This is a genomic window from Alcaligenes faecalis, from assembly GCF_005311025.1.
GTDB classification, from domain to species: domain Bacteria; phylum Pseudomonadota; class Gammaproteobacteria; order Burkholderiales; family Burkholderiaceae_B; genus Alcaligenes; species Alcaligenes phenolicus.
This window is the reverse complement of record NZ_CP031747.1, coordinates 3,947,169-3,964,910: the sequence shown is the minus strand read 5'-3', so window position 1 is coordinate 3,964,910 and position 17,742 is coordinate 3,947,169. Positions and strand designations below refer to the sequence as shown.

Below are 17,742 nucleotides of genomic sequence, written 5' to 3'. Positions count from 1 at the left end.
AGCTTCCTGTGTCTCAATACGTCAGTGCAGTCGTGGTTGGAGCAGACCGTCTGGGGAACATTCCCGACTTGCTCAAGATCCACAATATCTCGATCAAACATCATATTAGCGGGCGTGATCCAGCCCACCAGAAAAAAACCCTGCAGTTGCCTTCCGGCACCGATTTGCTGATTTTGCTGACCGACTTCCTGGGTCACAACGTCATGAAAACCTTCCGGGCTGCTGCCTTGAAGTCCGGTATTCGAGTAGTTGCCTGCCGACGCTCGGTTTGTAGCATGAAGCAAGCCTTAACCCAATGCGGCTATTGTGAATCTTGTCCGCTCGGTAAGTCCAAGAGCCACTAGATTGGCGGCATGACTTACTGGGGCAAAGAAGGAATCTTTACAGATTAAAAAAAAGCCACTGTTATGAAACAGTGGCTTTTTTGTGTGCTGCCGGTTTGGCAGCAGGTCGGTCTTATTTGACGCTACGCAAACGAGCTTCGGACTGCTGCGTATCGGCAGCCGCCAGACGGCGTGCGCCGTTATAGCGTTTTTTCCAGTAACCCACTTCCATGCTCTCGACGCGGACAACAGCGCCAGTGCGAGGGGCGTGGACAAATTTGTCATCACCCAGGTAAATGCCTACGTGAGAGAAACGAGCGCCACGAGTATTGAAGAAGACCAGGTCACCTTTGCGCAGCTCGCTACGGTTAACCGAAGTGCCTTCTTTGGCAATGTCCTTGGATTGGCGGGGCAGTTTCAGACCCAGGGACTTTTCAGCCACGTAGGACACCAAACCGCTGCAATCAAAGCCAGTGCTGGGAGCATCGCCACCAAAACTGTACTTCACGCCCAGGAAGTTCAGGGCGGCGTTGGCAAGGCCGTGGGTAGAGGAAGAAGCTTGGCTACTGCGGCTTTCGACGCGCCCTTGGCGACGATCGCTGCTGTACGCAATATTGATGTCATTGCGAGCGCGGTTAGCTAGATATGTACCCAGCGGGTCGGACTCGGTCTGGAATTCGTAGTCGGCGTAATAGCCGTGATCCAGTTCTGCACGATCTTTGTTCTGGCTGGACTGTTGAGTTCCAGTGGTGGCACACCCTGTCAGAGCGAGCGCGCCGGCTAACAAAAGATACTTGGCGCTGCGATAGGTAATGTGCAAAAGTGCGGGTGGATTCAGGTAATGTGGCGGCATGACCAGGGCTTTTTTAAGGACTTGGTGGGCAGCAGCACAACCTTGATGCCTATTTTTGCTGAAATTAGCAGCAATTGATGGGTATCAGGGCTGTAAGTATGGCTAAAAGCACCATACTTTGCCGGACGTTGCTGTGCGTTGAATGTTTGGCAGTGTACCGGATGATAATTGCACCGTAAAGCATTGTAGGAGTGTATTTTGCGATTGAATCATACTGTTGCAAAGTGCGGCTGACAGCGGTTTTCAGGCCCTGTGCATGGGTCCAGTGCTGTTCTTGCTGACTTGTTGAAAGTTAGCCGAAATAGAGCGAAGTTTTACTGTTTATAGGGATTGAATGATGCGATTTATGGGACAAGCCCTAGGGAAAGCCCTAAACGAAGGAGTACGGCTGCGCGAGTTGTGGGCTTGGGCTATGTATGATTTCGCAAACTCTGGCTACACCACCGTCATTTTGACCAGTGTTTACAGTGCCTATTTTGTTGGTGTCGTCGCCGAAGGCCGCAGCTGGGCTACCTTGGCGTGGACCTTGGCCTTGTCCGCTTCGTATTTGAGCATCATGTTGACCATGCCGGGGCTCGGTGCAAAAGCCGATGCACGTCAAGGCAAAAGGCGACTTTTGTTCAGCAGCACCATAGGCTGTGTGTCGGCAACCGTGATGCTGTATTGGGCCGGTCCCAATGACATTGTCTGGGCCCTGGTTTTTATCGCTTTATCCAATTATTGCTATTGCATAGGCGAGTCCATCATCGGCGCTTTCTTGCCGGAAATTGCCCGGCCTGACGCCTTGGGGCGTGTCTCCGGTTGGGGCTGGGGTTTTGGTTATTTTGGTGGCATGTTGGCCTTGGGCCTTTCCCTGGCTTTTCTGACCTGGGCGACATCGCAAGGATGGACGGCTCAAGAGTATGTGCCCGGTATCGCCCTGATTACGGCTGCCTTGTTTGCCTTGTCAGCCTTGCCTTCTTTTCTGTTTCTGCGCGAACGCAGTGCACCCAGCGGGGCAGAGCAGCAGGGCATGTTGTCGCGCCTGATTGCATCGGCGCGTGATGTGCATCAGCATTTTCCCGATTTCCGCACCTTGTTGTTATGTGGTGCTGCCTATCAAGCCGGGATTGCCGTCATTATTACTTTGTCGGCGGTGTACGCCACCGAGGCCATGGGTTTCACCATGGCGCAAACCATGACGCTGATCTTTACCGTCAATATTGCGGCTGCCGTGGGGGCTTTGTTGTTTGGACATGTGCAGGATCGCATCGGCCATAGACGTGCTCTGGCACTGACGCTGTGCGCGTGGCTGGTCATGGTGGGAATTGCTGTCAGCACGCGTTCCTTGGCCGGGTTCTGGGCGGCGGCAGCCGTCGCCGGGCTATGCATAGGGAGTAGCCAAAGTGCAGGGCGAGCCATGGTTGGACTGCTGGCTCCCAAGAGTCGTCTGGCTGAGTTTTTTGCCTTGTGGACCTTTGCCATTCAACTGGCCGCAGTATGTGGTCCGCTGTCTTACGGTCTGGTGACTTGGCTAAGCGGCGGGAACCACCGCTTGGCTCTGGCCTGCACGGGATTATTCTTTCTGGCGGGCCTGCTGATCCTGTCGCGTTTGAATTTTCAGCGCGGCATTTTGGCCAAGAATCAAGCCGATCTCAGTTGTCAGGATTGAGTAAGTAAGGCGCGTTACGTTTATATAAAATTAAGCTGGGCTGCCCATGCGTGGCCCAAAAAAAACACCAAATCTGGAAAATAAAGGAGCCAACACCATGAGCGGTCCAACGTCTATTGAATCCGTCCTGTCGGAAAGCCGAGTCTTTCCCGTGTTCCCCAAACTGGAACGCGAAGCAAGCATTGCTGGCATGGCGGCCTACCAGGAGCTTTGCCAGAAAGCCGAGCAGGACAACCCCGGTTTCTGGGCGGAGTTGGCCCGCGATCGTCTGGTCTGGACCAAGCCTTTTACCCAGGTTCTGGACGACAGCAAGCCCCCGTTTTACAAGTGGTTCCATGATGGCGAGCTGAACGTCTCGGCCAACTGTCTGGACAAGCACCTTGGCACCCCCACTGAAAACAAAACTGCACTGATCTTTGAAGCCGACGGTGGTGAAGTCACCAAAGTGACCTTCCGCGAACTGTATGAACAGGTTTGCCAGTTTGCCAATGGTTTGAAAGCCCTGGGTTACAAGACGGGCGAACGTGCCCTGATCTACATGCCCATGTCGGTGCAGGCCATTGTGGCCATGCAAGCATGTGCTCGTTTGGGTATTACTCACTCCGTCGTGTTTGGTGGTTTCTCGGCCAAGAGCCTGCACGAACGTGCCGTGGACGTGGGTGCCTCCCTGGTCATTACCGCTGACGAACAGCGTCGTGGTGGCCGTGCCATCCCCCTGAAAAATGCAGTTGACGAAGCCCTGAGCGGCGGTGACTGCGAAGCCGTGCGTCACGTCATTGTGTACAAGCGCACGGGCGGTCCCGTTGCCTGGCATGAAGGTCGCGATCTTTGGTGGGAAGATGCTGTCAAAGGTCAAGGTAGCGAGTGCCCAGCCGTGTCCGTGAATGCAGAGCACCCTCTGTTTGTTCTGTACACCTCCGGCTCTACGGGCAAACCTAAAGGCGTGCAGCACTCCTCGGCAGGTTATCTGCTGGGTGCCATGCTGAGCGTGCAGTGGACCTTCGATGCCAAGGACAGCGATGTGTTCTGGTGTACCGCCGATATCGGTTGGGTAACAGGCCACACCTTCATTACTTACGGCCCTCTGGCTGCCGGCGTGACGCAGGTTGTGTTTGAAGGCGTGCCTACCTATCCGGATGCCGGCCGTTTCTGGAACATGATTGAACGCCACGGCGTGACGGTGTTCTACACCGCACCTACCGCTATTCGCTCCTTGACCAAGGCAGCCGAAGCGGACGAGGCCATTCACCCCAAGCAATACAATCTGGACACCCTGCGCATCATCGGTTCGGTGGGTGAACCCATCAACCCCGAAGCCTGGATGTGGTATTTCAAGAATGTGGGCCGCGAGCGTTGCCCCATTGTGGATACCTGGTGGCAAACGGAGACCGGCGGTCACGTCATTACTCCCTTGCCTGGCGCCACTCCCCTGAAACCCGGTTCCTGCGGCCTGCCGTTCCCCGGCATGGACGTTGCCATTGTGGACGAGGTGGGTGAAGAAGCGGAACGCGGCAATGGCGGTTTCCTGGTCATTCGCAAGCCTTGGCCCAATATGATCCGCACCATCTGGGGCGATCCAGACCGTTTCGTGAAAAGCTACTTCCCACCCGAGCTGAAAGGCTATTACCTGGCCGGTGACGGCGCACAGCGTGATACTGACGGTTACTTCTGGGTCATGGGCCGTATCGACGACGTGCTGAACGTTTCGGGTCACCGCTTGGGCACGATGGAAGTGGAGTCTGCTCTGGTGGCACACCCGCTGGTCGCTGAAGCCGCTGTTGTGGGCAAGCCTGACCCAACGACAGGTGAAGCCATTGTGGCCTTTGTGGTGCTGAATGGCGATCTGCCTTCCGGCGAAGAGGCCGACAAGGTTGCCACTGAGCTGCGCAATTGGGTAGGCAAGGAAATCGGTCCTATCGCCAAGCCTCGTGAGATCCGCTTTGGTGAAAACCTGCCCAAGACACGTTCGGGCAAGATCATGCGTCGTTTGCTGCGCTTTGTTGCCAATAACGAGCCGATCACCCAAGACGTATCCACGCTGGAGAATCCGGCCATTCTGGATCAGTTGTCCGAAGCACACTAATTTTTTTGGTAGTTCCTGTTTGACCCTGGTTTCTTTGCAGAGCCAGGGTTTTTTTATTTCTCCTGATTATTTTGTTACTGAAAACCTGCGCAGTGTGGAATTAGCCTAGCATTGAGTCCGTGGCCAAAACATCGGTCCATGAATTCAAAGAAAAGGGGAAAGGTTTGAGCGGGGAACAGCAGGCAGACAGGGGCGCTTTGGCGCTGATGGGCTTGGTGGTACTGACCTGGGGCATGAGCTGGGTCGTGATGAAGGCGATGACTGTCTACATCGGGCCAGTGGATCTGATTGCAGCACGCTATGCGGTGGCATTTGTTTTTTTATGGCTGGTGCTGCGTCTTAAAGGCGGGCATTTACGGCCTACGCCATGGAAGCTGAGCCTGGGTGTTGCCATTTTCCAGACTACCGGCTTTCAACTGCTTAGCCAGTTTTCCTTGCAAGCCGGTGGGGCAGGCAAGATGGTGGCCCTGGCCTACACCATGCCAATCTGGATTCTGCTGTTGTCCTGGCCCATGTTGGGGCAACGACCTCAGAAACGTCACGTAATGGGTATGGTGCCCGCGATTTTGGGCTTGATGCTTCTGATTGCGCCCTGGGAAGGAATGGGCGGCATACTTGGTTCGGTTCTGGCGACATTGAGTGGCGTGAGCTGGGCCTTGGGGGCGGTTTTCTCCAAACAGCTATTTGAGCGTCATCGAGTGGAGCTGCTCAATGCCACAGTCTGGCAGTGTCTTCTGGGGATTGTGATTGTTCTGCCCTTGAGCTTTCTGATTTCCCAGCGTCCTATCGTGATGGAATGGCAGATGTTCAGTGGCGTTCTGTACCTGGGCGTGATTGCAACTGGGGTAGGTTGGCTGCTGTGGATGGCGGTAGTCAGTCGTGTCAGCGCGACCTTGGCGGGGATGTCCAGTCTGGGCGTGCCTGCACTGACTGTTTTGCTGGCCTGGCTGTTGTTGGACGAATGGCCAACTCAACTGGAGTTAATGGGGACAGGCCTGATTCTATTGGGGCTGTTCGTAGTGAACTGGCCCAGCCGATCTCGCAAGTCATAGAGCAAAAAAAAAGCCACCCTGAGGGGGGGCTTTTTCGACATTAATACTTCTGGCCTTGGCGGTGACACCAAGGCCAGATTTGTTTTTACATGCCGTTGTACACCGGACCTTCGCCGCCTTGCGGGGGAACCCAGACGATATTCTGGGTGGGGTCCTTGATGTCACAGGTTTTGCAGTGCACGCAGTTCTGTGCATTGATCTGCAGCTTGTCGTCGCCGGTTTCAGTCTTGATGAACTCGTATACGCCAGCCGGACAGAAACGGGCTTCGGGGCCACCGTAGCGAGCCAGGTTCACCGCCACAGGAACGGACGGATCTTTCAGCGTCAGGTGGACAGGTTCGTCTTCTTCGTGGTTGGTGTTTGAAATAAACACGGAGCTGAGACGATCGAAGGTGATCTTGCCATCTGGCTTGGGGTAGTCGATACGCGCGCATTCGGCTGCAGGCTGCAAACAGGCGTGGTCAGGCTTGTTGTTGCGCAGTGTCCAAGGCATTTTTCCTTTGAACAGGCCTTGCTCCACAAAGGTCATGACGGATGCAATCGAGCGGCCTTTCTTGAACCATTGCTTGAAGTTGCGGGCCTTGTTCAGCTCCTCATGCAGCCAGGACTGTTTGAACTTTTCGGCAAATTGTGACAGCTCGTCTTGCTTGCGTCCGGCTTGCAAGGCTTCAAAAGCGGCTTCAGCGGCCAGGGAGCCGGATTTGATCGCAGCGTGGCTACCCTTGATGCGTGAAGCATTCAGGAAACCGGCATCACAACCGACCAAAGCACCACCGGGGAAGCTGAGCTTGGGTAATGCCAGCAAACCACCGGCGGTCAGGGAGCGAGCCCCGTAAGCAATGCGCTTGCCACCTTCAAACGTGGCGCGCAGGGCAGGGTGGGTTTTGTAGCGCTGAAATTCTTCAAAGGGAGACAGCCAGGGGTTGGCGTAATCCAGACCGACTACCATCCCGACCATGACCAGATTGTTATCCAGGTGGTACAGGAAAGAGCCGCCGTAGGTGTCCGAATCCAGTGGCCAGCCAGCGGTGTGGATCACCAGGCCGGGCTGCGATTGGGAGGGGTCTACTTCCCACAATTCTTTAATGCCAATGCCGTAGCTTTGGGCATTGCGGGACTCGTCCAGCTTGAAACGCTCGGTCAGCTCACGGCCCAGGTGGCCACGCGAACCTTCGGCAAAAATGGTGTAGGACGCCAGCAGTTCCATGCCGGGTTGATAGTGGGCGGTGTGCGTGCCGTCACGGGCCACACCCATATCGCCCGTCAGGACGCCACGGACCGCGCCGTTGTCGTCATACAGAATGTGGGCAGCGGCAAAGCCGGGGAAAATATCCACGCCCAGGGCCTCGGCCTGTTCACCCATCCATTGCACGACATTGCCCAGGCGAACAATGTAATTGCCATGGTTTTTAAAACAGTCAGGCAGCAACCACATCGGGGTGCTGCGTGCGCCTTTTTCGGTCAGGAAAAGGAATTTGTCTTCAGTCACTTCTACCGAAATAGGAGCGCCTTGCGCTTTCCAGTCTGGCAGCAGCTCGTCCAGGGCGCGCGTGTCCATGACAGCGCCTGACAGGATATGGGCACCCACTTCAGCGCCTTTTTCCAGGACACAGACGCTGATTTCTTGTTCTTTTTCTTGGGCGAGCTGTTTAAGACGTATCGCGGTGGCCAGGCCTGCAGGGCCAGCGCCGACGATAATAACGTCATATTCCATCGATTCACGTTCAGACATTGCTGCTGATCTCCTATTACGGCTTAGCGCTTTGTTCTTGATTGTTGGCGGGTGAAATTCGTGTACTGTGCGTACGGTCGATTGTATTGTAGTCTGAGCAATCCCGTTTTGAGTTCAGAGGCCAGAGGCAGTGCCCCTTGGCTTCCGGCTTCATCAGTAAATATCAGTAAGGAGAGCATGTAATGACACAAGTAGTAGATTCTGGTGCAGGAGCCACTTTTGATATTGCCGTGCGCTGGGGCGATCTGGATGCCATGAATCATGTTAACAATACGGTCTACTTTCGCTACATCGAGGAAGCCCGTGTCCAGTTAATGATGAAGCTGGGCATGGTGCCACCTTCTCCACGTACCGGGGTGCTGGCGCACGCCAGCCTGGATTTCCTGCGTTCGGTCCTGTATCCGGCCACTGTGCGGATTGTGCACAAATTGCTGAAAGTCGGTGGCAGCAGCATTGAGTTGGAAGTCTTTGTATGTGACGCAAATCAAGCTGATGTCATTTATGCACGTGGCCGCTGTGTGCTCGTGTCCATTAACCCCCAAGGCGGCTCACAACCTTGGACCGAAGATGAGCGTAAACAGATACACTCGGTTTTTCAGGGTTAAGCTTTACGTATACGGAAAGCATAGTCAAGTCGTAGAATGCCTGATAGCACTGTATGGTGCATAGCGGCATTATTGGACAAAGTTTGCTGTTTAGGCCAATTAAAGAGTTATTGGAGAGTCAATTGAATAAAGTCTATCCAAGCGCCAAGGAGGCGTTGCAGGGGGTCGTTGCCGACGGACAGACAGTCGCTGTAGGTGGATTCGGCCTGTGCGGAATTCCCGAAGCGCTGATTGCTGCGCTGCGCGATAGCGGAGTCAAAAACCTGACCTGCATTAGCAATAATGCCGGGGTGGATGGCTTTGGTCTGGGTCAGTTGCTGGAAACACGCCAGATCCGCAAGATGATTTCCTCCTATGTGGGCGAAAACAAGGAGTTCGAGCGCCAGTATCTGGCGGGCGAGCTGGAACTGGAGTTCACTCCTCAGGGCACACTGGCTGAAAAGTTGCGTGCCGGTGGCGCAGGCATCCCTGCGTTCTTTACCGCAACGGGTGTGGGTACTATCGTGGCTGACGGTAAGGAAATCCGCGAGTTCAATGGTCAGCAATACGTGATGGAAGAGGCCCTGGTGCCCGATGTATCGCTGGTCAAAGCCTACAAGGCCGACCGCAGCGGCAACCTGGTGTTTCGCAAGACCGCGCGCAACTTCAACCCGAACGTGGCCATGGCTGGAAAAATCACCATTGTCGAGGTCGAGGAAATTGTCGAGACCGGCAGCCTGGACCCGGATGATGTGCATTTGCCCGGCATTTACGTGCACCGTATCGTGCTCAATGCCCAGCCCGAAAAGCGCATTGAACAGCGTACCGTTCGTTCTTCCTGATTAGCGAGGCAAGATAATAATGGCTTGGAATAGAGATCAAATGGCGGCACGCGCCGCTCTGGAGCTTCAGGACGGCTTTTACGTCAACCTGGGTATCGGTTTGCCTACGCTGGTTGCCAACCACGTGCCCGAAGGCATTGAGGTCTGGCTGCAGTCGGAAAACGGTTTGCTGGGTATCGGCCCCTTTCCGACCGAAGACAAGATTGATGCTGACCTGATCAACGCAGGCAAGCAAACCATCACCACCTTGCCCGGTTCGTCCATCTTTTCCTCGGCAGACTCGTTTGCCATGATTCGCGGCGGCAAGATCAATATCGCGATTCTGGGTGCCATGCAGGTGTCGGAAAAGGGTGATCTGGCCAACTGGATGATCCCCGGCAAGATGATCAAGGGTATGGGGGGTGCCATGGACCTGGTCGCAGGCGTTGGCCGTGTCGTGGTTCTGATGGAACACGTGGCCACCAAGAAAGACGGCACAGAAGACCTGAAAATTCTGCCTTCTTGCACCTTGCCCCTGACTGGCGTGGGGGTAGTTGACCTCATCATTACCGATCTGGGGGTGATGGAAGTGACGGAAAATGGTTTAAAGTTGCTTGAGTTGGCACCAGAAGTCAGCCTTGAGTACATTCAGTCCAAGACAGGCGTCCCGCTGGACGTCAGTGCTTTGGCCTGATCGGTCTCTCTGGCTAAAAAAGCTTCGGCGCGAGTCGGAGCTTTTTTTATGCTTGATCGGTGCGTGAACGCTGTTTATGTAAAGGAAGTTGGCATGGCCCATCCCCCCGTTGCCGCACGCTTGCAGGCGCTGCGCGAACAAATGCAATTTCAGTCCGTGCAGGCAAGTATCTGGCCTACATCTGACCCCCATCTGTCTGAATACCTGCCTGATCGCTGGAAAAGCCGTCAGTGGCTAAGCGGATTTGTCGGGTCGGCGGGCTTGCTGGTGGTGACAGCGGATTGGGCCGGTCTGTGGACCGATAGCCGTTATTGGGAACAGGCGGCCAAGGAACTGGAAGGCAGCGGCATTCAATTGCAGCGCGCAGGGGAGGCGGGTGTGCCCGAGCCTGCCAACTGGCTGGCGGAACATTTACCTGCCCAGTCGCGAGTCGCGCTGGATAGCCAGTCGGTGTCGGCACAAAGTCTGCTGGCCTGGCAAAAGGCTACGCCGGAGCTGGAGTGGGTGCTGGAGGCCGACTTGCTCAGCCCGATCTGGACGGAGCGACCTGCTGCACCTGTTGGTCAGGTGGTGGAGCATTTACCCCCGTTTGCCTGCCGCACTCGTCAGGAAAACTTGAGCAGCACGCGGGCGGCCATGCAGGAGCAGGGGGCACATTGGCATTTGCTGAGTGCGCTCGATGATATTGCCTGGACCTTGAATTTACGCGGCAGCGATGTGTCCTATAACCCGGTGTTCCTGTCGTACCTGCTGATAGGCCCGGATCAGGCGTTTCTGTTTGTGGATAGCAACAAGCTGTCAGCAGGCATACAGGAGGCGTTGGCTGCGGATGGCGTGCAAGTTCAAGGCTATACCGAACTGTCCTCCTTCATGCGCGCCTTGCCGGCATCCATGCCCATCTTGCTGGATATGGCTCGGACCACGGCCTGGGCCGCCCAACTGGCTGCGCATTTGAATGTGGTCGAATACATCAACCCGGCTCAATTGCTCAAGTCCTGCAAGACCGATGCCGAGCTGGATCATGTGCGTGAAACCATGGAAAAAGACGGCGCTGCCTTGTGCGAGTTCTTTGCCTGGTTTGAACAGCAAAGCGATGTCAATGAGCTGGATGTGGATGAACATATCTGCGCCGCCCGTGCTCGTCAGGAAGGTTTTGTCAGCCCCAGCTTTGGCACGATTGCCGCCTATAATGCCAATGGTGCCATGCCGCACTATCAGGCTACCCAGCAGTCCCATGCCCGTATTGAGGGCAATGGCTTGTTGCTGATCGACTCGGGTGGGCAGTATCAGGGCGGGACGACCGACATTACCCGTGTCGTGCCGGTAGGTCAGGTATCTGCCGAGCAGATTCGTGACTTCACGTTGGTGCTCAAAGGCATGGTGTCCTTGTCCATGCTGGTGTTCCCGGAAGGCATTGCCGGTCAGCAAATTGATGTACTGGCCCGTCAGCCTTTGTGGGAGCAGGGCCTGGACTTCGGTCATGGCACTGGCCATGGCGTGGGTTACTTCATGAATGTGCATGAAGGCCCGCAGTCCATTTCCTGGCGCGGTCGTATCGGGCCTCATTCCGCCATGCGTGCCGGCATGATTACCTCCAACGAGCCTGGCTTGTATCGTCCCGGCCAATGGGGCATTCGCATCGAGAATCTGGTGGCGGCGGTTCCGGCCCTGCGCAGCGAGTACGGGCAGTTCCTGCGTTTTGAAACCCTGACCCTGTGCCCCATTGATACGCGTTGTATAGATGCCGCACTACTGACGGCTGCCGAGCGTAACTGGCTCAATGAATATCATCAGCAAGTGCGTGAACGTCTCTTGTCTCGTGTTCAGGGGGATGCACGCAAGTGGCTTGAGCAAAGGACGCAGGCGATCTGATCGCCACCCTCTGCTCTTGTCAATAGCTGCAAGGGCTAGTGGTATTTCCGCTGTGAAATGCCACTAGTCGGGTCGCCAAGCATGGGCGCTTGCCGTTATAATCCAAATTTCCCGCTATCGCCTGATTTGACCTCAGGCGCCTTTTATAATGACCACCAAATATGTATTCGTAACGGGAGGCGTTGTGTCCTCCCTGGGCAAAGGTATTGCGGCTGCATCCCTGGCTGCCATCCTGGAGTCCCGCGGTTTGCGCGTGACTATGCTCAAGCTGGATCCCTACATCAACGTAGATCCGGGCACCATGAGCCCCTTCCAGCACGGTGAAGTGTTTGTTACTGAGGATGGTGCGGAAACCGACCTGGACCTGGGCCACTACGAGCGCTTTATTTCCGCTCGCATGCGCAAGGTCAACAACTTCACCACGGGCCAGATTTACGAATCCGTGCTGCGCAAAGAGCGTCGCGGGGACTATCTGGGCAAGACCGTGCAGGTTATCCCGCACATCACCAACGAAATCCAGGATTTCATCATTCGTGGCGCCAAGGCTGCCTACAATGGTGAGGCCGATGTTGCCATCGTCGAGATCGGCGGCACAGTGGGTGATATCGAATCCCAACCTTTCCTGGAAGCTGCCCGCCAGATGAATCTGCGTCTGGGCCGCAACAACACCGCTTTTGTTCACCTGACGCTGGTGCCTTTCATTGCATCGGCAGGCGAGCTGAAAACCAAACCTACCCAGCACTCGGTGCAAAAGCTGCGTGAAATCGGTATTCACCCACACGCTTTGCTGTGCCGTGCGGATCGCGTCATTCCTGACGACGAACTGGCCAAGATTTCGCTGTTCTCCAACGTGCCCATGGACGCCGTGATTTCGGTGTGGGATGCGGATTCCATCTACAAGATTCCAGCCATGCTGCACAAGCAAGGCCTGGACAGCCTGGTGTGCGATGCATTGGCGCTGTCGCCTCCACCGGCTGATCTGTCCATGTGGGATCGTCTGGTACAGGCCCTGGAAAATCCGGAGCACGAAGTGCGTATCGGTATGGTCGGCAAGTACGTAGACCTGACCGAATCCTACAAGTCGCTCAGCGAAGCACTGGTTCACGCCGGTATTCACACCCGTACCCGTATCAATATCGAGTACCTGGATTCCGAAGTCATCGAGAACGAAGGCACCGATTGCCTGAAAGGTCTGGACGCCATTCTGGTGCCAGGCGGCTTTGGCAAACGCGGTACCGAAGGCAAGATTCGCGCCATTCAATACGCTCGTGAAAACGGCGTGCCATTCCTGGGTATCTGCCTGGGCATGCAATTGGCGGTGGTTGAATTTGCTCGTAATGTGGGCAATCTGGTGGGCGCGAACTCGACTGAATTCGATCCATCGGCCGTGCATCCGGTTGTGGCCTTGATTACCGAATGGGCAGACCGCGAAGGCAAGATTGAGCACCGTGATGGTTCCTCCGATTTGGGCGGCACCATGCGCAAGGGCGCACAGCGTTGCCCAGTGAAGCCAGGTTCGCGTGCTGAAGCCATTTACGGTCCGGAAGTAAATGAACGTCACCGCCACCGTTTCGAAGTGAATACCTTATATGTGCCACGTCTGGAAGAAGTGGGCATGGTGATTTCCGCTCGTACTCCTACCGAGAACCTGCCAGAAATCATGGAACTGCCTGATCATCCCTGGTTCATGGGCGTGCAATTCCATCCGGAATTCACTTCCACTCCGCGTGATGGCCATCCGCTGTTTACCAGCTATATCAAAGCTGCTCTGGACCACCAGAAAAAATCAGCCTGATAATTTGGTATGACTGAAAAGGCCCGCGCTACGCGGGCTTTTTCATTCGGGGCGACAGAGTGTGTTGCCCGCTTTCCTGGGAGTAATCATGATCGAACAGCTGGATCATTTGGTGCTGACCTGTACCGACCCGCAAGCCACGACCCATTTCTATACACAAGTGTTGGGCATGAAGCAGGAAGTCTTTGGGCAAGGACGCATTGCCTTCAGCTTTGGCTCGCAAAAGATCAATTTGCATGTGCGTGGGCAGGAGTTCGAGCCCAAGGCGCATTTGCCGGTGCCGGGGGCGCTGGACCTGTGCTTTATTGCCAGCATTCCGCTGGAGCAGGTGATCGTGCATCTGCAGTCACAAGCTTGGCCCATTATTGAAGGGCCGGTGCAGCGTACAGGAGCTACCGGCCCGATTCGCTCAGTCTATGTGCGCGACCCGGACTTGAACCTGATCGAAATCTCCGAACGATTGGGCTGACAGGCTTGCTGCACTGCGGTGCAGCAGCGCCGTCAGGAATGTGGGAGAATGCAGAAATACTGAAACGAGGTCTATTATGGATTTATGCGGTTACGACGTTGGCCTGGATCGGCCCTTTTTTCTGATCGCTGGCCCTTGTGTGATTGAATCGCGTCAAATGGCGTTTGATACAGCGGGCCAGCTTGCCGAGATTACCTCGGCTCTGGGTATCCCCTTTATCTACAAAAGCTCGTTTGACAAGGCCAACCGGAGTTCGGACAAGTCTTATCGTGGCCCCGGCATGGCCGAAGGTCTGCAGATTCTGGCGGATGTGCGCTCGCACTACAAAGTGCCGGTCCTGACCGATGTGCACGACAAGGACCAGGTCGATGATGTGGCGGCCGTCGTGGATGTGCTGCAAACCCCGGCTTTCCTGTGCCGTCAGACCGACTTTATTCAGGCCTGCGCTGCTACCCTGAAACCTGTGAATATCAAGAAGGGCCAGTTCCTGGCTCCTCAGGATATGGTGCAGGTGGTGGCAAAAGCACGTGCGGCAGCGATGGAAATGGGCGGAGATGGCTCCACCATCATGGTCTGTGAGCGTGGTGCTTCATTTGGCTACAACAACCTGGTGTCTGATATGCGGTCCCTGGCGATCATGCGCGCCACGGATTGCCCGGTCGTGTTTGATGCCACGCACTCGGTGCAGTTGCCGGGCGGGCAGGGCACGACATCGGGTGGTCAGCGTGAGTTTGTGCCCGTCCTGGCGCGTGCTGCTGTCGCAGCGGGTGTGTCGGGCGTGTTCATGGAAACTCACCCTAACCCGGACAAGGCCTTGTCTGATGGCCCGAATGCTGTCCCTCTGTCGCAGATGGCAGACTTGCTGCGGACATTGCAGCAGATCGATTCGATTGTTAAAAACAGCGGTGCCTTACAGCACGGCTATTAAAAGTAGTTTGGAGACACTATGTCCGCATTTTTGATTGCTAATGTCGAAGTAACCAACCCCGAGCAGTACAAGCAGTACCAGGAGTTTTCCAGCATTGCCATGAAAACCCACAACGTGAAAGTGTTGGTACGTGGCGGTGAAACGGTCACTCTGGAAGGCAATGCGCCTTTGCGTACCGTGGTTATGGAGTTCGACACACTGGAACAGGCCCAGGCGTTCCACGATTCCGAGGAATACCGCCGTGCTCGTCAAGCACGTGAGGGTGCTGCCAACATGACGATGTACGTGGTGCAGGGTCTGTAAGAAGCGGACTACGCCATGTAGTCAGGCAGGAAAAAGGGAGTGTGAAAACACTCCCTTTTTTGATGCTTGCAGGGACACAGCCCGACCTTCTTGAGCACGATGGCAGGAAGAGTTGTGTGGCTGTTTAGAAACGCGGATCACGCAGGGCTGGTAGGGTCAGCTCACGTATGAAGCTGGCGGGAGATAGTTGCAGCAGGCTACGCACAATCGTGAGCACGTCATGCACTGGAATCGTCTCGCCCTGGTCACGCTCTGCGGCGGCGTGCAGTGGCACATCCAGGCCGTCTTCCGTATTCAGGTAGCCCAGTTGCAGGCAAGTGACGGCCAGGCCTTGATCTCTATAGCCTTCACGCAGACTATCTGCCAAACCATTCAAGGCAAATTTTGTCGCTCCGAAGGCAACTTCTGGGCGACCGCTTTGACGCAGACCCGAGGTGGAACCAGTCAGAATCAGGCGGGGCTGTTTGCTGCGCAGTAAATGAGGCAGCAGATGACGTATGGCCAATAAGGCTCCAGTCAGATTCACATCGACCAGACGACGGATGGCCTGATCGTTTTGCGACAGGAAATCGTAGTCCTCACTGAAGGCAGTGTCTTCCCAAATCCCAAGGTTATAAATCAGCACGTCCAGTGATTGCGGGCAGGCGGCTGCTAATTGGCTGGCGGCGTCAGGCTGGGACAAGTCGGCACTGATCCAGTGTTGATTGATGCCGGGATCGGGACTGAGCGGGCTGGCCGATGGTGCAGGTGTCCGGCGAGCCACGCCATAAAGCGTGTTGCCGTCTTGGGCCAGGCCGTCCATCAAGGCGCGTCCCAGCCCCATGCTGGCACCGACAATCATGATATTCATACTGTTTTCCTGTGGGGAGGATGTGCTTGGAAAGCGGTGCTTTCCGGATGGTCGCTATTGTGTACCGGGATGCCGGGATAAGGGTTGATTCAGGCAGCGCTTGTCAGGTTTTTATCACTCTCGTAAAATTGTTGACTAGGCAATAATTGCATGGTCAATGGAAATGGTAAACGTATCGGAAACAGCACAAAAGACGCCGGGGCGGGTCTTGTCAGTCACAGAGTCCATACTGGCGATGATGGGGCTGTGCTTTGTGGTGATGTTGGTGGCAATTGATCAGACCGTGGTTGGGACAGCCTTGCCCACCATTGTCTCCGAGCTGCATGGTTTTGAACTGTATGCCTGGGTGGCAACGGCGTATTTGCTGACTTCAGTGATTACCGTGCCTATCTTTGGCCGTCTGGGAGATTTTTATGGACGCCGCCGCTTTGTGCTGGTGTCCATCGTTTTGTTTACCCTGGCTTCCGTGCTCTGCGGCATGGCGCAAAGCATGTTGCAGCTGGTACTGGCACGTGCCTTGCAAGGGATTGCGGGGGGCATGCTGGTGGAGACCGCATTTGCCTGTGTGCCTGATCTGTTTCCTGACCCCCGTGTGCGTTTGCGCTGGCAAGTCATGCTGAGCGCTTCCTTTGGGATTGCGAACGGGATAGGGCCCTTTCTGGGCGGAATTCTGACCGAGCACTATGGCTGGCGCTCCGTGTTTTATGTGAATCTGCCCGTGGGTTTGTTAAGCCTGTATTTTGTCTATCGCTATTTGCCGCAGATCCGTCATTTTCGTCAAACCCAGGTCCGCATGGATTACTTGGGTGCTTTCTTGTTGATGGTCGGTTTGGCCTGTATCCAGTTGCTGGTAGAGTTGCTGCCGCAATATGGGGGCAGCTATTTGATGGTTTTGCTTGGCCTGTGCAGTGTGGCCGCTTTTGTTCTGCTGGTGACCTGGGAGCGACGGGTGGCAGAACCTTTGCTGCCCCTGGTCTTGTTCAGTAGCCCAGCCCAATTCTCTTTGCTGGTTCTGTCTGCGGGCTTGGGCTTTATTCTGTTTGGTCTCTTGTTCTATGCGCCCTTGTTGTTGCAAGGGGGGTATGGGCTGCGACCACAAACCGCCGGTTTGTTGATCACACCCTTGGTCGTGTTCATTACGGTGGGCAGTATCATTAATGGCCGTACGATTACACGCCTGCGTCGTCCTACCTTGATGCTGTATCTGGGTCTGGTGCTGTTGACGATCGCCTGCCTGGGTATGGTGTTCATCAAGAAGACCGACCCGCACTGGCATTTTGTGATCTATGCCACTATTGCTGGCACCGGGGTCGGTTGCATCATGCCCAATCTGACGGTATTTGCGCAGGAAATTGTGGAACGCTCCATGCTGGGCATTGCCACGGCCATGCTACAGTCCATGCGCATGGTGGGTGGCATGTTGGGTACTGCTGTGGTCGGAACCCTGATCAATTATCAGTATGGGGAGGCCATCCGCACGCAATTGGCGGCTTTGCCCACAAGCCTGGTCAACTCCCTGCAAGATCCGCAAGTTCTGATGAGTGTGAGTCAGCAGACGCAGTTTCTGGAGCAGGCCGGGCAGGAAGGGCAGGTGTATCTGGGCTTGGCCCGAGACGCCCTGGCACATGCCGTCAATATGGGGATGGCCGTGACCTTGCTGCTGATAGTCTGGTGTTTTTATTGGGTACGCAAAGTGCCACCGATACGTTTTAATCGTCAAGAACAGTCTTGA

The 17,742-nt window shown here is 55.4% G+C and carries 16 protein-coding genes; 13 read left to right on the top strand and 3 right to left on the bottom strand.

Features of this window, described 5'->3' with window-relative positions:
• Window positions 1-8 precede the first annotated feature (8 nt).
• Complete coding sequence (locus D0C27_RS18160; protein ID WP_009456553.1) at window positions 9-344, top strand: DUF2325 domain-containing protein; 336 nt, start codon at window positions 9-11, stop codon at window positions 342-344.
• Window positions 345-456: 112 nt separating this feature from the next.
• Here the strand turns inward: D0C27_RS18160 and D0C27_RS18155 are convergent, their stop codons facing one another.
• The gene (locus D0C27_RS18155; protein WP_374697264.1) at window positions 457-1,176 is read right to left on the bottom strand and encodes a C40 family peptidase; all 720 of its coding nucleotides are present in this window, start codon (window positions 1,174-1,176) and stop codon (window positions 457-459) included.
• A 346-nt stretch (window positions 1,177-1,522) separates the two neighbouring features.
• On the opposite strand from D0C27_RS18155, the gene D0C27_RS18150 reads away from it, so the two are divergent.
• The 3 genes from D0C27_RS18150 (at window position 1,523) to D0C27_RS18140 (ending at window position 5,962) form a co-directional block, all read left to right on the top strand.
• Window positions 1,523-2,827, top strand: coding sequence for an MFS transporter (locus tag D0C27_RS18150; protein WP_026483086.1), 1,305 nt, complete (start codon window positions 1,523-1,525; stop codon window positions 2,825-2,827).
• 97 nt (window positions 2,828-2,924) lie between these two features.
• Window positions 2,925-4,910, top strand: a complete 1,986-nt coding sequence (gene acs, locus D0C27_RS18145; protein ID WP_026483085.1) for an acetate--CoA ligase — start codon at window positions 2,925-2,927, stop codon at window positions 4,908-4,910.
• A gap of 164 nt (window positions 4,911-5,074) precedes the next feature.
• A complete protein-coding gene (locus D0C27_RS18140) occupies window positions 5,075-5,962 on the top strand; it encodes a DMT family transporter (RefSeq protein ID WP_031232600.1) in 888 nt (295 codons plus the stop codon).
• An 85-nt stretch (window positions 5,963-6,047) separates the two neighbouring features.
• Here D0C27_RS18140 and D0C27_RS18135 read toward each other — a convergent pair whose 3' ends face one another.
• Complete coding sequence (locus tag D0C27_RS18135) at window positions 6,048-7,694, bottom strand: electron transfer flavoprotein-ubiquinone oxidoreductase (protein WP_035272529.1); 1,647 nt, start codon at window positions 7,692-7,694, stop codon at window positions 6,048-6,050.
• A gap of 182 nt (window positions 7,695-7,876) precedes the next feature.
• Here D0C27_RS18135 and D0C27_RS18130 point away from each other — a divergent pair, with 182 nt between their 5' ends.
• The 8 genes from D0C27_RS18130 to D0C27_RS18095 all read left to right on the top strand — a co-directional run bounded on the left by D0C27_RS18130 (window position 7,877) and on the right by D0C27_RS18095 (window position 15,160).
• A complete protein-coding gene (locus D0C27_RS18130; protein WP_009456536.1) occupies window positions 7,877-8,299 on the top strand; it encodes an acyl-CoA thioesterase in 423 nt (140 codons plus the stop codon).
• A 122-nt stretch (window positions 8,300-8,421) separates the two neighbouring features.
• Window positions 8,422-9,120 carry a CoA transferase subunit A gene (locus D0C27_RS18125; RefSeq protein WP_009456533.1) on the top strand — a complete coding sequence of 233 codons (699 nt, stop codon included), beginning with the start codon at window positions 8,422-8,424 and terminating at the stop codon, window positions 9,118-9,120.
• A 19-nt stretch (window positions 9,121-9,139) separates the two neighbouring features.
• Complete coding sequence (locus D0C27_RS18120) at window positions 9,140-9,793, top strand: CoA transferase subunit B (RefSeq protein WP_009456529.1); 654 nt, start codon at window positions 9,140-9,142, stop codon at window positions 9,791-9,793.
• A gap of 93 nt (window positions 9,794-9,886) precedes the next feature.
• Window positions 9,887-11,665 carry an aminopeptidase P family protein gene (locus D0C27_RS18115; protein WP_060186498.1) on the top strand — a complete coding sequence of 593 codons (1,779 nt, stop codon included), beginning with the start codon at window positions 9,887-9,889 and terminating at the stop codon, window positions 11,663-11,665.
• A 148-nt stretch (window positions 11,666-11,813) separates the two neighbouring features.
• Window positions 11,814-13,460, top strand: a complete 1,647-nt coding sequence (locus tag D0C27_RS18110; protein WP_009456525.1) for a CTP synthase — start codon at window positions 11,814-11,816, stop codon at window positions 13,458-13,460.
• Between the two features lie 88 nt (window positions 13,461-13,548).
• On the top strand, window positions 13,549-13,929 hold the full coding sequence (locus D0C27_RS18105) for a VOC family protein (protein ID WP_060186499.1): 381 nt from the start codon (window positions 13,549-13,551) through the stop codon (window positions 13,927-13,929).
• A gap of 76 nt (window positions 13,930-14,005) precedes the next feature.
• Window positions 14,006-14,857: a 3-deoxy-8-phosphooctulonate synthase gene (gene kdsA / locus D0C27_RS18100; RefSeq protein WP_009456521.1), complete on the top strand. Its 852-nt coding sequence runs from the start codon at window positions 14,006-14,008 to the stop codon at window positions 14,855-14,857.
• An 18-nt stretch (window positions 14,858-14,875) separates the two neighbouring features.
• A complete protein-coding gene (locus D0C27_RS18095; RefSeq protein ID WP_009456520.1) occupies window positions 14,876-15,160 on the top strand; it encodes a DUF1330 domain-containing protein in 285 nt (94 codons plus the stop codon).
• 124 nt (window positions 15,161-15,284) lie between these two features.
• Here D0C27_RS18095 and D0C27_RS18090 read toward each other — a convergent pair whose 3' ends face one another.
• Window positions 15,285-16,010 carry an SDR family NAD(P)-dependent oxidoreductase gene (locus D0C27_RS18090; RefSeq protein ID WP_035272535.1) on the bottom strand — a complete coding sequence of 242 codons (726 nt, stop codon included), beginning with the start codon at window positions 16,008-16,010 and terminating at the stop codon, window positions 15,285-15,287.
• A 157-nt stretch (window positions 16,011-16,167) separates the two neighbouring features.
• Between D0C27_RS18090 and D0C27_RS18085 the strand changes: the two genes are divergently transcribed.
• Window positions 16,168-17,742 (top strand): MFS transporter, encoded by a 1,575-nt coding sequence (locus tag D0C27_RS18085; RefSeq protein WP_137431420.1) that lies wholly within the window; start codon window positions 16,168-16,170, stop codon window positions 17,740-17,742.

Excerpts from the sequence above, each read along its gene's own strand:
- D0C27_RS18155 (WP_374697264.1), bottom strand. The coding sequence starts at position 1,176 with ATGCCGCCACATTACCTGAATCCACCCGCACTTTTGCACATTACCTAT.
- D0C27_RS18150 (WP_026483086.1), top strand. The coding sequence starts at position 1,523 with ATGGGACAAGCCCTAGGGAAAGCCCTAAACGAAGGAGTACGGCTGCGC.
- acs (WP_026483085.1), top strand. The coding sequence starts at position 2,925 with ATGAGCGGTCCAACGTCTATTGAATCCGTCCTGTCGGAAAGCCGAGTC.
- D0C27_RS18135 (WP_035272529.1), bottom strand. The coding sequence starts at position 7,694 with ATGTCTGAACGTGAATCGATGGAATATGACGTTATTATCGTCGGCGCT.
- D0C27_RS18130 (WP_009456536.1), top strand. The coding sequence starts at position 7,877 with ATGACACAAGTAGTAGATTCTGGTGCAGGAGCCACTTTTGATATTGCC.
- D0C27_RS18120 (WP_009456529.1), top strand. The coding sequence starts at position 9,140 with ATGGCTTGGAATAGAGATCAAATGGCGGCACGCGCCGCTCTGGAGCTT.
- D0C27_RS18115 (WP_060186498.1), top strand. The coding sequence starts at position 9,887 with ATGGCCCATCCCCCCGTTGCCGCACGCTTGCAGGCGCTGCGCGAACAA.
- D0C27_RS18110 (WP_009456525.1), top strand. The coding sequence starts at position 11,814 with ATGACCACCAAATATGTATTCGTAACGGGAGGCGTTGTGTCCTCCCTG.
- D0C27_RS18105 (WP_060186499.1), top strand. The coding sequence starts at position 13,549 with ATGATCGAACAGCTGGATCATTTGGTGCTGACCTGTACCGACCCGCAA.
- kdsA (WP_009456521.1), top strand. The coding sequence starts at position 14,006 with ATGGATTTATGCGGTTACGACGTTGGCCTGGATCGGCCCTTTTTTCTG.
- D0C27_RS18095 (WP_009456520.1), top strand. The coding sequence starts at position 14,876 with ATGTCCGCATTTTTGATTGCTAATGTCGAAGTAACCAACCCCGAGCAG.
- D0C27_RS18090 (WP_035272535.1), bottom strand. The coding sequence starts at position 16,010 with ATGAATATCATGATTGTCGGTGCCAGCATGGGGCTGGGACGCGCCTTG.
- D0C27_RS18085 (WP_137431420.1), top strand. The coding sequence starts at position 16,168 with ATGGAAATGGTAAACGTATCGGAAACAGCACAAAAGACGCCGGGGCGG.